Here is a 14,376-nt window from a genome sequence, read left to right as displayed (position 1 = left end):
ATTGATCCTGCGATCCGCATTCCAATAATATGCGGAAGCGATGATGTTTATGTACCAACCAGGGAGCGCAGGTGAAAGCAAGTAAGCACGCATTAAACTGGAGCACACTTCTGATCGCCATTCCGGTCGGGTGTGCGGCGTCGCTGGTGACGCTGGCTTTCCGCGGCGTGATTGAACTGATCAACCATCTGCTGTTTGCCCGCAGTGGCGAAATAACCGAATCCCTGCATCTCTGGCCGTGGATCTTCTGGCCGCTGTTGGTGGGGGCGGGCGGCGTACTGGCGGGCTATTTTCTGCGTTATGCAGTTGCCATTGAGCAGCAGCAGACGGTGAAAACGGATTACCTTGAAGTGATCAATGCCCGGCTTGATGCGGTGCCGACTAAAACCTCGCTATTCCGTGCTTTATCGTCGATTGCCAGTATCGGCAGCGGCGCGTCGATAGGTAAAGAGGGGCCGATGGTGCAGCTCTCAGCACTGTGCGGCAGCGCGATTGGCCGCCTGTTACCGGCATCTCTTAACCTGAAAAACAGCGATGTGGTCGCAATGGCGGCCGCAGCGGGTCTCGCATCGGTCTATCATGCGCCGCTGGCCTCGGCGATTTTTGTCGCGGAGATCGCCTTCGGTATTTCCGCGTTGCAGCGACTGATCCCCCTGATTATCGCCTCAGCAACAGCGGTGATGACCATGTGGGCGCTGGGCTTTCGCAGCGCGCTCTATCCGCTGGCGGGCGCGAGCTTCGTCATGGATCTCAGCAGCCTGCTTATGACGGTGGTGATTGGTTTGAGCGCCGGTCTGGCGGGCTGGATTCTGATTAAATGCATCACCCGCAGCAAAGTGCTGTTCAGCCGGGTCGCCTCGCTGCCAGTGCGTCTGGGTGCGGGCGGCTTTGCGGTGGGCTTACTGGCACTGATCTCCACCGATATCCTCGGCAACGGCTACGAAGTCATCGTCAAAGTCATGGCGGGCAACTATCTGCTGCCGGGTCTGCTGCTGTTGCTGGTGCTGAAAACCCTCGCGACCAGCCTGTCGGTGGGGTCGAACGCCGTCGGCGGACTCTTTACGCCTTCGCTGCTGATTGGCGCGCTGCTTGGGGTAATCATCGCGACGGTGGGGGCAGCGCTGCATCTGCCGCTCGGCAATGTGCTGCTCTATGCCGCGATTGGTATGGCGGCGGTGCTGGCGGCGGTCAGTCAGGCGCCGTTGATGGCGATGCTGATGGTGCTGGAGATGACGCTCAACAGCAGCCTGCTGTTTCCGCTGATGATTGCCACTGTGCTGGCGTCGATGGTGGTCTATCGCCTGCAGTCCGCCAGTACCTATCCTGTCGTAAGTCATCACTTCAGCCGTTCAGAGGCGAAATATGATTTCGATAACATGCGCATAGCTGAGCTGATTATTCCCGGTGCGGCGTTGCAGCCGGAGGAGTCAGTGGGGCAGGCGCTGGCGGTCAGCTCGCTGAAGCGTGAGCGTTACGTCTATGTCATCAACGCCGCAGGTGCTTTCCTCGGCGTGGTCTCGATCCATGAGATTTCACGCCGGGTGCTGGCGCAGGAGATTACTCTCGACTCACCGGTACAATGCGTCATGGATCAGGATTTCCCGGTGGTCTATCAGAATCAGAGTATGCGTGAGGGGTGGGAGGCATTTGCGGCGGTGACGCTGGAGCGGTTGCCGGTGCTGAATAATCCCCAGGAGCGACGCTTTCTGGGGGCGCTGACCAAAACCAGCCTGATTCAGAAAGCGCAGGAATTTCTTTAAGCTGCGTTGCCGCGCATTGCCTGGTCTGTCATCCACAGGCGGGCATCAAATTCGAGCTGGTGGTAATCCGGCTCCATATGGCAGCAGAGCTGGTAGAACGCCTTGTCGTGATCTTTCTCTTTCAGGTGTGCCAGCTCATGCACCACGATCATCCGCAGAAACGGCTCCGGCGCGAGGCGGAAAAAGGTCGAGATGCGGATTTCCGCTTTCGCCTTGAGTTTACCGCCCTGAATCCGTGAGATGGACGTGTGAAGGCCAAGTGCATGCTTCATCACCTTAATCCTGTTATCCCACATCACTTTGCTGATCGGCGGTGCGTTGCGCATATAGCGGTTTTTCAGCGCCTGGGTGTAGTCATACAGCGCTTTATCACTCATCACATCGTGGGTGTCGGGATAGCGTTCCTGCAGAAACGCACCTAAGCGCTGCTGGGTGATCAGCGTCTGAACCTGCTCAAGAAGGGGAGCAGGATAACCCTGAAGGTAGATCAGTGAGGACATTAGGGATTCCAGGCGAAAGACAGTATACTGCGCCCCCGATTTTGGGGCGAAAATCAACCAAAGTGTACCACGCCGGAGAATTCATGAGCCAACTTGAACTGAACGATCGCACACTGATCCTGCATCGCTTCCCGCAGATGCGTGACGAAAGTCCATTACAAGCCTGGGATGCGGCTGATGAATATCTGTTACAGCAGGCGCTGCCGGAAGGGCCGGTGCTGGTCTTCAACGACAGTTTCGGGGCATTAACCTGCGCCCTGAATCCACGCACCGTCTGGCACGTCAGCGATTCCTGGCTGAGCCAGCAGGCCGCCCGTCAGAATCTGACTCTTAATGAGATGGATGACAGCGAGGTTCACTTTGTTGATAGCCTGGCAGAACTGCCTGCGGCCCCGGCGGCGGTGCTGATCAAGGTGCCTAAAACTCTGGCGCTGCTGGAGCACCAGCTGCGCGCCATACGCGAAGTGGTCACACCCGATACGGTGATTCTGGCGGCGGCGCGCGCCAAAGAGATCCATAACTCTACCCTGCAGCTGTTCGAACAGATCATCGGTGAAACCAAAACCTCACTGGCGTGGAAAAAAGCGCGCCTGATCTACAGCCAGTTCAGCAAGCCTGAACTGCGTGAGGCCACACCGACGCTGGTCTGGCCGCTGGATGGCACGCCTTATCAGATTCACAACTACGCCAACGTCTTCTCGCGCGCTTCGCTGGATATCGGCGCACGGCTGTTTGTGCAGCATCTGCCGGAAAACATTGAAGGCGAGATTGTCGATCTGGGCTGTGGCAACGGTGTGGTAGGACTGGTGGCGCTGGAGCAGAATCCGCAGGCTGAGGTGCATTTCCTTGATGAGTCTTACATGGCGGTCGCCTCCAGCAAGCTTAATGTGGAAGTGAACCGCCCTGATGACCTGTCGCGCTGTCAGTTCCTGGTGAACAACGTACTGAGCGGCTATCCGTCGGATCGGCTGCACGCCGTGCTTTGCAACCCGCCGTTCCATCAGCAGCATGCCGTCACTGATCATCTGGCATGGCAGATGTTCCGCGATGCGAAACGCTGCCTTCAGTATGGCGGCGAGTTGCGCATTGTCGGCAACCGCCACCTCGATTATCACCACAAGCTGAAGAAGCTGTTCGGCAACTGCACGCTGATCGCCTCAAATCAGAAGTTTGTGGTGCTGCGTGCGGTGAAAATGCGCTAGTCAGACCGACAAGGCCAGCTGCGTCGCCTGCGCAATCGCGCGGCGCGCATCCAGTTCCTGCGCCACATCTGCACCGCCTATCACCGTCACCACCTGTCCTTTTGCACGCAGCGCGGCTTCCAGCTCGCGCTGCGGCTCCTGTCCGGCACAGATAATCACGTTATCGACCTCCAGCAGCAGCGTTTCGCCGTTGCGCCGCAGGTGCAGGCCGCTGTCATCTATTGCCAGATACTCTACGCTGCCCCACATCTCCACGCCGCGCGCCTGCAGACTGGCACGATGGATCCATCCGGTGGTTTTTGCCAGCCCGGCGCCCGGTTTGCCCGATCGGCGCTGCAGTAGCCAGATTTGCCGTAACGCGGCTGGCGGCTCAGGTTTCATCACGCCGCCACGCTGCGTCAGGCTATGGTCGATGCCCCATTCCGTATAGAACGCCGCCAGATCTTCATCATGCGAGGGTTGCGACAGGTACTCCGCCACATCAAAGCCAATGCCGCCTGCGCCAATAATAGCTACCCGTTTACCCACCGGGCGCTTATCGCGCAGCACCTCCAGATAGCTGAGCACGCTGGGGTGGTCGATGCCTGGAATGTCGGGCGTACGCGGCTGAATGCCGGTCGCCAATACCACTTCGTCGACGTCACTCAACTGATCCGCCGTCACCCTGCAGCCGGTCTGAACCGTCACGCCTGCGGCCGCCAGCTCATGCCGGAAATAGCGCAGCGTTTCGCTGAACTCAGATTTACCGGGAATCAGCCGGGCAATATTGAACTGACCGCCAATCTCTGGCGCGGCCTCATAGAGCGTCACCTGATGTCCGCGTTGCACCGCCTGCAGCGCAAACGCCATCCCGGCCGGACCGGCTCCCACCACCGCCAGCCTGCGCGGTGCGGTGCTGGCGATAACCGGCATCAGCGACTCATGGCAGGCGCGCGGATTGACCAGGCAGGAGGTGATTTTACCGGCGAATACCTGGTCAAGGCAGGCCTGGTTACAGGCGATGCAGGTGTTGATGCTGTCCGGTTCGCCGCGCTGCGCTTTGCTGACAAACGCGGGGTCGGCGAGGAAAGGGCGCGCCATTGACACCATATCGGCACAGCCCGACTGCAGCAGCTCCTCAGCGACAGCGGGATGGTTGATGCGGTTGGTGGCGATCACTGGCACCGAAACATGGGCGCGCAAGCGCTGCGTCACCCAGGCAAAGGCCGCGCGCGGCACGCAGGTAGCGATGGTCGGGATGCGCGCTTCGTGCCAGCCGATGCCGGTATTGAACAGCGTGACGCCGCACTGCTCCAGCTCGCCCGCCAGCAGCAGCGTCTCCTCCAGCGTGCTGCCCTCTTCGATCAGATCGAGCATCGACAGCCGGAAGATGATGATAAAAGCGTCGCCGGTTGCGGCGCGAACCGCGCGGGTAATCGCCAGCGCGAACTGCATCCGCTGGCGGAAGTCGCCGCCCCAGCGGTCGGTGCGCTGATTGGTGTGTTTCACCAGAAACTGATTAATCAGGTAACCTTCGGAACCCATAATCTCCACACCATCGTAGCCCGCCTGCTGGGCCAGCCGGGCGCAGCGTGCGAAGTCATCAATGGTCTGTTCAATCGCCGCCTCGCTCATCGCCTGTGGCGTAAATGGGTTAATGGGTGCCTGGCGTGCCGAGGGCGCAACCAGATCAGGCTGATAGCTGTAACGGCCAGTGTGCAGGATTTGCAGGGCGATTTTGCCCTGATGCTGATGCACCGCCTCCGTGATCTGGCGGTGCCAGCTGCACTGCGCCTCGTCAGTGAGCATCGCGCCATGTGCGGTCGTAACACCCTGCGTATTGGGAGCAATGCCGCCGGTGACGATCAACGCGACGCCTTCCCGCGCCCGCTCGCCGTAGAACGCCGCCAGCCGGGCTGCACCATCCGGATGCTCTTCCAGGCCGGTGTGCATCGACCCCATCAGAAAGCGGTTTTTTAGTCGGGTAAAGCCAAGATCCAGCGGCGTAAACAGCGCAGGATAATCAGGATTGACGGACATAATAGTCACTCACAGTAAAGTGGTCGGATGAGTTTACTCTAGCCACTTCTGCGTTAAAAAAAAGTGAAAGAATGTCAGGGTGTGAGTGAAATCATAAACATCGGCAGGTGAGTAGGGCGAGCGGGCGCAGGGAGCCTGTGCCTTAAGCAACACGGCCATCCGTGGCGTGCGTGGCTTTTGATGTTTCTGGCTCTGAAACCGTTAACGCCGCTGGATCCACGAATAGCGCGAGCGATAACCGCTGCCATGGTGGGTATTAAAGCGGTAGCTGGAACCGCTCTCGGCCATGCAGTAGGTGCAGACATTGACGTTGTCGATCTGCGCGGCCGTCACACCCGCGTTTACCAGCAGCTGCGTCGCCAGTGCAGGCAGATCGAACCAGACGCCCTGCTGATGGGCAGAGGCCTGAGGACGTAGTGATTGTGGGTTTACCGGCTGATTCCGGTGCCAGCGCAGCCCGGCGGCAAACGCTGGGTTCTGCGCAATCTCCACCAGCTGCGGTTCGGCCAGCTCATAGCAGCAGGGGCCCATCGACGGGCCAATCGCTACCATCAGATCCTGCGGGTTGCAGCCCTGCTCGCCCAGTTTTTCCACGGCGCGGGTCAGCACACCCGCCAGCGTGCCCTTAAGTCCGGCATGCACCGCCGCCACGATCCGCTGTTGACGGTCGGCGAACAGCACCGGCAGGCAATCGGCGGTGTAAACCGCCACCGGTCGCGTTCCACTGCCGATCACGCCATCGGACTCACAGCTTTTGGGCGGAATGTTCTCACTATCGGTGACCACGGTTGCGCTGTGGCGCTGATGTCCATAGGCGGCATCGGCGGGAGGTGGCTCACCGGCTGGCTGAAACGCATAATCGAGCCACTCCAGCGAATCGAGCAACGGCGAGCGCGGGATCACGGCCATAAGAATCTCCTGTTATAACAGCGTGCGTTGGGCTGCCCACAGCTTACGTTAACTGCTACATTTTTGAAGCTTCTCCTCAGACCTTTCTCACCTTAAGGATGAAATGATGAAAACCTCCGCAAAACTCGCAGCATCCGGGCTGGTCGCGCTGCTGCTTACCGGCTGCGCCTCGTCGACACATCAGACCGCGCAACAGCAACTCGGCCAGCAATCGGTGCTGGCGGTAAACTGGTTCCAGCAGTCTGGCGAATATCAGGCGCTGACCTGGCAGGCATTTAACACCGCGCGCATGGCGTTTGATCAGGCGCCGTCACTGACCGGCAAACCCAAAGCGGTGATTGTCGATCTGGATGAAACCATGCTGGATAACAGCGCCTACAGCGCGTGGCAGGCGAAGAATGGCCAGCCGTTCAGCAGCAAAACCTGGTCAGCCTGGACGCAGGCGCGTCAGGCGAAAGCGGTGCCTGGCGCGGTCGAGTTCGCTCGTCATGTCACAGAGAATGGCGGCACGCTGTTCTATGTGTCGAACCGCGATCAGAAAGATTACGCTGCCACGGTCGCCAACATGCAGCAGCTCGGCTTCCCGAATGTCAGTGATAAAACGGTACGTCTGAATACCGATAGCTCCAACAAGCAGGCGCGTTTCGATGCCATCAAAAACGCGGGCTATAACGTGGTGCTCTACGTCGGCGATAACCTCAACGATTTCGGTGGGGCGACCTGGCATAAGGGTAATCAGACGCGTCGCGATTTCGTGAATCTCAACCATCAGCAGTTTGGTACCCAGTTCATCGTGCTGCCCAATCCACTCTACGGCGACTGGGAGAGCGGAATGGCGGAAAACTACAATAAGCTGACGCCGGAACAGCAGCTGTCGGTGCGGGAATCACGCCTGCAAAGCTGGAACGGTAAATAATTCGTCAAGAAAAAGAGCCTGCTCGTTCAGGCTCTGTTTATATTTGGTCCTGATTTACTTACCGCCGTCACTATTTTCCTGCAAATTAAATTAATCATCTCTTGCTCCATTCTTAACTCAGTGCAGGTCTATCTGACTGGCTATAAGCAATTAAGCCGGTGGATTGTGCTAATGGTTAATTTTTTAATTAAGAGTATTCCTGGTGAAAAGGGAGCCGGTTGGTATGGCAGTAAATATCCACTCTGTTAATGCTTGTATTTATTTGTCAGCAATAACTTTAGTTTAATATGTTCATGGTTTTATGTTATTGATTTAAATCATTTAAAAATTAAACTTCCTTAATTCCTTCTATCTCCCCTGCTTAATTAAATTTACGTAACCCTGACTCTTACTGACGGTGAATTGACAAAAGCCACGAGGGTGAAGTGCTGTGAAATATTGCCCGTGCATTGGCAATGGTTAGCGGCTATAACCTTTTTCTGTGACTTAGTTCTTATTTACCTGGCGGCTCACGCTTTATTTGTGAGCCGATACACTTTGTGGTTAGCCAGGATGCGACATCCCGGTAGTAGAGAGAAGATGAATGTGACGACACTTAAACCCTTATTAGCGAAAAATCGCAGTTGGGCATTACAGCGCCGCCAGCGTAATCCGGACTATTTTAAAAATTTCCTTCATCAGCAAAAGCCGCACTCACTCTGGATAGGTTGCTCTGATAGTCGCGTTCCGGCTGAGGTATTAACCGGCTCCCATCCTGGCGAACTCTTTGTGCATCGTAATATCGCCAATATGGTGATTGAGGATGACGACAATTTACTGAGCGTGCTGCAATACGCGCTCTTCTTTCTCGGTGTTAAACGCATCGTATTAAGCGGCCATTATGGCTGCGGTGGGGTAGAAGCCGCGCAAAATCTGCCGGGCAGTGTGCTGGACGGGCAGGAGAGCGCGCTGGCGAGACGCATTCAGACGCTACGTCATGATATTCAGGAGGGTCTGGCAGAAAGTCCTGCCTCAGACGCTGAGCCGGGTGAACAGCTTAATCGGCTGGTTGAGGCCAACGTTAAGGCGCAATTCGCCAGGCTGGTGAAATCTGAACCGGTCCGGCAAATCTGGCAATCGGGCCAGGAACTGGAGGTGTTTGGTTGTGTTTATGACCTGCGCTCCGGTCATCTCAAAGAGCTGATTCATCAATCTGCAGAGGAGCCTTCACTATGAACCTCGATACCCTGCGCCGCGACATCCCGGCGGGTCTGGTGGTGTTTCTGGTTGCCTTACCGCTCTGTCTTGGCATCGCCCAGGCCAGTGGCTTACCGCCGTTTGCCGGTCTGCTGACCGGCGTGATTGGCGGCCTGGTAGTCACCTCGCTGAGTCCGTCGAGGTTTGCAGTCAGCGGCCCGGCAGCGGGCCTTGTCACCATCGTTGTTGCCTCAATGGCATCACTGGGCAGTTTCTCAGCCTTTCTAACCGCGCTGATTATCGCCGGTGCACTGCAATGTCTGTTTGGCCTGCTGCGCGCCGGACGGTTTATTTCGCTGGTGCCGGGCAGCGTCATCAAAGGGATGCTGGCGGCGATCGGTTTGCTGCTGATCATGCAGCAGATTCCGGTGGCGCTGGGCGCCGCTGGCGATGCGGAGCTGGTATCACTGGTGACCGGCGAGATGACCTTTTCGCTGCCCGCAATCCTGGTAGCGGGTGTTGGATTAGCCATTTTATGTCTCTGGACCACCGCGCCGGTGAAACGCATCAAAGCGCTGGCCTGGATCCCCGGCCCGCTGATAGCCGTACTGATCGGCTGCCTGGCTACTGTGGCAGGCGGGCGACTCTTCCCTGAGATGACCCAGGGACTGGCGCGTATTTCGCTGCCCGCTTTTGACAGCGTCTCCGCGCTGATGGCTGAACTGGAAACGCCTGACTGGATGGCCTGGCAGAATCCGCAGGTCTGGGTGGTTGCGGTAACGCTGGCACTGGTCGCCAGTCTGGAGACCCTGCTGAGTCAGGAGGCGCTGAAAAAACTGCGTCCTCAGACGCCCGCGCCGTCGCCCAACAAAGAGATGTTCGCGCAGGGTATCGGTAACCTGGCGGCGGGTTTCCTTGGTGCGATGCCGATAACGGCGGTGATAGTGCGTAGCTCGGTTAACGTCAGTGCGGGCGCGCAGACCAAACTGTCGATCTTCATTCACGGTGTGCTGCTGCTGATTTGCGGCATGTGGTTCAGCGAGATGCTGAACGCCATTCCGCTGGCCAGCCTCGCTGCTGTGCTGCTCTACACCGGTTATAAGCTGGCGACACCGCGATTGTTCGTTGAGCAGTTCCGGATGGGCGCACAGCAGTACGTGCCGTTTCTGGCCACCATCGTCGGGATTATCACGCTGGGTATGCTGGTCGGTATTGGTATCGGTATCGCCACGCAGATCCTTTACAGCATCTACAAGAGCCATCGCAACGCACTGCAGCTCACCCGCTATGACGACCACTACGTGCTGCGCTTTCAGCAGAACCTGACCTTTATGCACAATCCAAAGCTGCAGGGATTGCTGGATGAGATCCCGGAGAACAGCGTGGTCATCGTCGATAACGATAATGCGGAATATATCGATCCCGACGTTAAAGCGGTGCTGAAAGATTTCGGCGATAACGCTGATAAACGCGGCATTCGCCTGAGTCAGTGGCCGGTTGCGGTAAAATAGCGCTAAACGCAACGGTAAAGTCGTTTGAGAGGCAAAAATCGGATATCTCGGATATCCGATTTTTTTATTTGCGAGGCATAATAAGGCACCAATTTTTACTGTCATCTGATGGGGTTAGACTCTTCAGGGTCACTTTCCTGAGTCAGTCTGTGAAGGGTGATTTGATCACCGGATGACATTGAGGGTATCCAGGATTTAATCATTCTGACACCACGCGCCTGTGCAGGCAGACGTGGACAGCCAGCCTCTCTGCGACAAGGTCCGGATGTATGCGCATGCAGCTGTTTGAAGAGCACAACGCTAAGAAGAACGTCTTTTCGCTGTTTTTAGTCACGTTGCTATTTAGCTTTATCGGCGGACACCTGCGCATCCCACAGGAGCTGTCACTGTTCTGGCCGGTCAATGCGATCGTCACGGGTGTCATCGTCCGGAACCCTTTTCTGCATCGGACCCGCTATTACCTCGCCATCTTTGCCGCGATGGTGTTTAACGACACCGTTTTTTCAGGCTGGGCGCTCCCAGCCTTTACTCTCAATCTGGCGAACCTGCTGTTTGTGCTGGTGGCGGTGACGCTGCTGATAAAGCATCTTCAGCACGACTCCGGCAGCGAGCGTATTACCAATGTGCTGCGCATTTTCCCTGCCTGCCTGTTGGCCGCGCTGGCCTGTGCCAGCTGGGGTGCACTGGCTCAGCAGGCTGATTTCGCTGCCGGACTGGCGACGGCGTGGGGTGACTGGTTCAGCGAGCAGTTTTCCACGGGGCTAATGGTGCTGCCCTTTTTACTGACGCGCGACTGGTCGTCTCTGTCGCCCCGCCAGTTTTTACAGATGCGCAAGCTGGCACCGGTTGTTGCCGTAGTCCTTTCGATGATGATTGGGACGATGATGGGCGTCGCGGGCAGCCTGACGTTGCCGGTTCCGGCGCTGGTGTGGTGCGCCATCGTGTTGCCGATGCCGCTGACCAGCCTGGTTATTCTGCTGGCCGGCATCGCTGAGATCATTCTGGTCTCTCATGGGGTGATGAATATTTGGGACGATGACACGCTGCTGCCGATCAGCCATCTGACCTCAGCGCGGCTGGGCGTGGCGACTATCGCAATCAGCCCACTGATTGTGGCCGCGAGCATGGATGCGATTCGTCAGCTGAATCAGCGGCTGGCACTGCGCGCCAATTATGATTTCCTGACCCGGTTGCTGTCGCGTTCCGGCTTATATGAAAGCCTGCGTGCGGAGCCTATCTTCCCGGACCGCAAAGTGGGCGTGATCCTGTTAGATGTCGACTATTTCAAGACGATTAACGACAATTTTGGCCATGATGCGGGCGACAGCGTGCTGGAAGAGATCGCGCGCCGGATGCAGCGGGTCGTCGGTAAAGAAGGGCGCATCTGCCGTTTTGGCGGAGAAGAATTTGTGGTGGTGCTGTTCGATCAGAACCCCGAAAAGCTCTATTTCCTTGCCGAAAGCATCCGCCAGAAGATGGCGAAAGAGAAGTTCTGGCTGCAGGGCAGTACGGCCACGGTGACTGTCAGTCTGGGGCTGTCACATGGCTGTGCCGGTGAGGCGGCGGAGTGGCACCACGTAATCAACCGGCTAATCTCCGCGGCGGATAAAAATCTCTATCTGTCGAAACGCAATGGCCGTAATCAGACTTCACCGGTTAACTACCGCGCCATTACCAGCGACGTGGCCTAGCGCCACGCCGCCGGATTCAATTAGCTGACGCTATTTTTCAGAGTGCTGGCCTGCTGGTGGCGCTCAATCGCCAAATCGATCAGACGGCTTATCAGATCCTGATAGCTGAGTCCGGCTGCCTGCCAGAGTTTCGGATACATACTGATATTGGTGAAGCCGGGTAGAGTATTGACTTCATTGACTATAATCTCGTCATCGTCGGTCAGGAATACATCGACGCGCGCCATGCCAAAGCACTCCAGCGCGGAGAAGGCTTTGATGGCAACATCTCGAATTGCATCGCTGGTTTCCGCTGCAATGGCCGCCGGGACCACCGTTTGCGCTCCGCTCTCAGAGATATATTTAGTGTCATAAGAGTAGAAGGCGTCATGCACGACCACTTCTCCGCAGGGACTGGCTTCGGGAGCATCGTTGCCCAGTACTGCACACTCAATTTCCCGACCTTTGATGCCCTGTTCAATCAGCACCTTGCGGTCAAAGGAGAAGGCCAGCGCCAGCGCAGCATCAAATTCTTCAATGCTATCGACTTTACTGACGCCCACTGAAGAACCCTGGTTAGCGGGTTTGATAAACAGCGGCAGTCCAAAGCGGGCAATCACGGTATCTGGATCCAGATGGGCACGTTGTGCCTGAGTGACGCTCAGCCATGGTGCGACGTTGAGACCGGCATCGCGTAACAGGCGCTTGGTAAAATCTTTGTCCATGCTGACCGCAGAACCCAGCACGTCGGAACCGACGAAGGGTAGCGAGGCCATACGCAGCAGGCCCTGCAGGGAGCCATCTTCACCCAGCGTACCGTGCACGATAGGGAAGATAACGTCGATTTGCGACAGCGGATGGGCGTTGTGGCGGGTGATGATCTGCTGCTGAGCCGTACCGGGTACCAGCGCCACATCTTCAGCGGCGTGATTCAGCGCGATCAGCGCCGGATTTTCAGCGTTAAGTAAGAAGTTCGACGCATCGTTAAGACGCCAGTGTCCCTGTTTGTCGATGCCCAGCAACACCACGTCAAACCTGGTTTTGTCGATCGCCTCAAGGATATTTTTGGCCGACTGCAACGACACCTCATGCTCAGCCGATTTGCCGCCAAACACGATCCCTACCCGCAACTTTGTCATCTACTTTGCCCACTGAAAAAATCAAAACCACAAGATAGCATGGGGTTTGCGCGGGGGAATAGGGTGGGGGAGGGAATTGTGGGTGGGATGCAGGGGTCAGTTCGCCTGGCAAATTCACGTGATAGTTATTGGTGAGGCGTTTAACCGGAGCCAGACATAGACGCGCATAGGACATATTAAATAGATTGAATGGTTCGGGTTCGGATGAGGGAAAACGTGATAATCATGTTTCTGCTATCACGGCTTAGAAATTTGGTGGCCCCTGCTGGGTTTGAACCAGCGACCAAGCGATTATGAGCCCCAATTTGAAGCGAGTTAAATCAGTAACTTACTGATTTTTAATTTTTCATCATGCCGAATAGTGATGAAAAGTGGCACATAGCGTTGCGCCCTGCTGCCACTTTGCTGCCACTTTTTTTGAAAACTAGTCAACTAAAATCCGTAACCAATCACGGTTACTAAGAATTCGATAGAAAGGTCGTAAACGTGTTCTCACGTAAGTGATCAGTTGATGTTCACTCATCTCTGAAGCTCTGGAGTTAAAAACGGGTACTGCTTCGTCGTAAAGCTCCCAATAAAAATTAGAAATTAAATTCGTTATTCTGGCGAAAGCTCTTGGCGGATAATCCAAAAAGTAGTGAGTGAAAAATGCCAACCTTTTTTCTATCTCATTTGATGATGAAGCTGTTATTAAATAACTTATCTCCCTCCTGAGCCAAACTAACGCGCTGTAATAAATGTCTGGATTTTGAATGTTTTTTTCACGTTGATAAATGTGTAGGTATTTTTCTACATCATGGCGGTCTGGTATGGGTTCGAGATTCAATGATGCCAGGATCAGGAGTGTGTCTGATTCTTCTCCAGCTATAATCTCTCTTTCTGCCCATTCTGCTATTGATTTACTAAAATCATCCTTGCCAATCACTTCAAATGTCTCGCTAAATACCTTAAGGCATAGAAGTTCTTCTAAGTTCAGTTCATCCAGGCGGTTTACCATTTCCAGTTTAATTCCATGTTATTTAAAGGGGCTAACAGTATTGCTTCAAAAAAATGATACGGTGACACATCGTTATATTCATAACTACATGCCCTGATATTCACTGACGTACAAGTATGCTACCGCAGTCAATCATGAAAGGAGAGTTGTTGAGCGTTAGCACAGTTTAAGTCTAAGCGAAAAAAGTCGGTGTTATAAACGTCTATGGCAGCAGTTATGGGATACTATTAATTAATGTTATTAATCTGTTGAATGTTATTTCAAAAGTAATGAGCCTGACTTCATAAACGTTAGTATCCTTTTCTTAGCTGGTCTCATCTCTCTGCGCCATATCACCACTTTTGTGATCGGTCGTTATCTTGCATATAGGTTTATAGCGAAGTCCTGAGATATTATTTTTGTCTTTTACTGGCTTTTTATGTCGCTTCGATGATGTTACAGGCCAATAAGTTAGTAAGTCTGAGAGCATTTCAAGTAAATGATGCATTTGCACTTTCCTGCATTTTCTTCAGTTTATGAATACTGACTATCTGAGACAAAACCTATTATTGATCGTATTGAATGAAATGAAGGTGCT

At 55.2% G+C, this 14,376-nt stretch carries 11 protein-coding genes; 6 read left to right on the top strand and 5 right to left on the bottom strand.

Annotated elements, in window-relative coordinates:
* Positions 1-71: 71 nt before the first annotated feature.
* Positions 72-1,760: a chloride channel protein gene (locus AC2LB6_RS06890; RefSeq protein WP_490092954.1), complete on the top strand. Its 1,689-nt coding sequence runs from the start codon at positions 72-74 to the stop codon at positions 1,758-1,760.
* Here the strand turns inward: AC2LB6_RS06890 and AC2LB6_RS06885 are convergent.
* Positions 1,757-2,260 carry a M48 metallopeptidase family protein gene (locus AC2LB6_RS06885; RefSeq protein WP_490092953.1) on the bottom strand — a complete coding sequence of 168 codons (504 nt, stop codon included), beginning with the start codon at positions 2,258-2,260 and terminating at the stop codon, positions 1,757-1,759. The two genes, AC2LB6_RS06890 and AC2LB6_RS06885, sit on opposite strands and share 4 nt — an antisense overlap.
* A gap of 83 nt (positions 2,261-2,343) precedes the next feature.
* On the opposite strand from AC2LB6_RS06885, the gene rlmG reads away from it, so the two are divergent.
* Entirely contained in the window at positions 2,344-3,462 is a 1,119-nt protein-coding gene (gene rlmG, locus AC2LB6_RS06880) for a 23S rRNA (guanine(1835)-N(2))-methyltransferase RlmG (protein ID WP_490092952.1), read from the top strand.
* On the opposite strand, the gene AC2LB6_RS06875 is transcribed toward rlmG, so the two are convergent.
* Together AC2LB6_RS06875 and AC2LB6_RS06870 are read right to left on the bottom strand one after the other, a co-directional pair.
* Positions 3,463-5,481, bottom strand: a complete 2,019-nt coding sequence (locus AC2LB6_RS06875; protein ID WP_490092951.1) for an oxidoreductase — start codon at positions 5,479-5,481, stop codon at positions 3,463-3,465.
* A gap of 201 nt (positions 5,482-5,682) precedes the next feature.
* A complete protein-coding gene (locus AC2LB6_RS06870; protein WP_490092950.1) occupies positions 5,683-6,390 on the bottom strand; it encodes a purine nucleoside phosphorylase YfiH/LACC1 family protein in 708 nt (235 codons plus the stop codon).
* Between the two features lie 106 nt (positions 6,391-6,496).
* Between AC2LB6_RS06870 and AC2LB6_RS06865 the strand changes: the two genes are divergently transcribed.
* From AC2LB6_RS06865 to AC2LB6_RS06850, 4 genes are all read left to right on the top strand, one after another.
* Complete coding sequence (locus tag AC2LB6_RS06865) at positions 6,497-7,306, top strand: 5'-nucleotidase, lipoprotein e(P4) family (RefSeq protein WP_090966099.1); 810 nt, start codon at positions 6,497-6,499, stop codon at positions 7,304-7,306.
* A 579-nt stretch (positions 7,307-7,885) separates the two neighbouring features.
* Positions 7,886-8,521, top strand: coding sequence for a carbonic anhydrase (locus tag AC2LB6_RS06860; protein WP_490092949.1), 636 nt, complete (start codon positions 7,886-7,888; stop codon positions 8,519-8,521).
* Positions 8,518-9,993, top strand: coding sequence for a SulP family inorganic anion transporter (locus AC2LB6_RS06855; RefSeq protein WP_490092948.1), 1,476 nt, complete (start codon positions 8,518-8,520; stop codon positions 9,991-9,993). Before AC2LB6_RS06860 ends, AC2LB6_RS06855 begins: the two co-directional genes overlap by 4 nt.
* A 269-nt stretch (positions 9,994-10,262) precedes the next feature.
* Positions 10,263-11,684: a GGDEF domain-containing protein gene (locus AC2LB6_RS06850; protein ID WP_490092947.1), complete on the top strand. Its 1,422-nt coding sequence runs from the start codon at positions 10,263-10,265 to the stop codon at positions 11,682-11,684.
* A 20-nt stretch (positions 11,685-11,704) separates the two neighbouring features.
* On the opposite strand, the gene ddlA is transcribed toward AC2LB6_RS06850, so the two are convergent.
* Both ddlA and AC2LB6_RS06840 read right to left on the bottom strand, forming a co-directional pair.
* A complete protein-coding gene (ddlA, locus tag AC2LB6_RS06845) occupies positions 11,705-12,802 on the bottom strand; it encodes a D-alanine--D-alanine ligase (RefSeq protein ID WP_490092946.1) in 1,098 nt (365 codons plus the stop codon).
* A gap of 424 nt (positions 12,803-13,226) precedes the next feature.
* Positions 13,227-13,799: a hypothetical protein gene (locus AC2LB6_RS06840; protein ID WP_490092945.1), complete on the bottom strand. Its 573-nt coding sequence runs from the start codon at positions 13,797-13,799 to the stop codon at positions 13,227-13,229.
* Between the last annotated feature and the right edge of the window lie 577 nt (positions 13,800-14,376).

The sequence above is a fragment of the Pantoea sp. RCC30.1 genome, from assembly GCF_058148845.1.
The sequence above is the reverse complement of the archived record's forward strand: the minus strand, read 5'-3'. Positions and strand labels throughout refer to the sequence as shown.

Excerpts from the sequence above, each read along its gene's own strand:
- rlmG (WP_490092952.1), top strand. The coding sequence starts at position 2,344 with ATGAGCCAACTTGAACTGAACGATCGCACACTGATCCTGCATCGCTTC.
- AC2LB6_RS06850 (WP_490092947.1), top strand. The coding sequence starts at position 10,263 with ATGCGCATGCAGCTGTTTGAAGAGCACAACGCTAAGAAGAACGTCTTT.
- AC2LB6_RS06865 (WP_090966099.1), top strand. The coding sequence starts at position 6,497 with ATGAAAACCTCCGCAAAACTCGCAGCATCCGGGCTGGTCGCGCTGCTG.
- AC2LB6_RS06860 (WP_490092949.1), top strand. The coding sequence starts at position 7,886 with ATGAATGTGACGACACTTAAACCCTTATTAGCGAAAAATCGCAGTTGG.
- AC2LB6_RS06855 (WP_490092948.1), top strand. The coding sequence starts at position 8,518 with ATGAACCTCGATACCCTGCGCCGCGACATCCCGGCGGGTCTGGTGGTG.
- AC2LB6_RS06885 (WP_490092953.1), bottom strand. The coding sequence starts at position 2,260 with ATGTCCTCACTGATCTACCTTCAGGGTTATCCTGCTCCCCTTCTTGAG.
- AC2LB6_RS06840 (WP_490092945.1), bottom strand. The coding sequence starts at position 13,799 with ATGGTAAACCGCCTGGATGAACTGAACTTAGAAGAACTTCTATGCCTT.
- ddlA (WP_490092946.1), bottom strand. The coding sequence starts at position 12,802 with ATGACAAAGTTGCGGGTAGGGATCGTGTTTGGCGGCAAATCGGCTGAG.
- AC2LB6_RS06870 (WP_490092950.1), bottom strand. The coding sequence starts at position 6,390 with ATGGCCGTGATCCCGCGCTCGCCGTTGCTCGATTCGCTGGAGTGGCTC.
- AC2LB6_RS06875 (WP_490092951.1), bottom strand. The coding sequence starts at position 5,481 with ATGTCCGTCAATCCTGATTATCCTGCGCTGTTTACGCCGCTGGATCTT.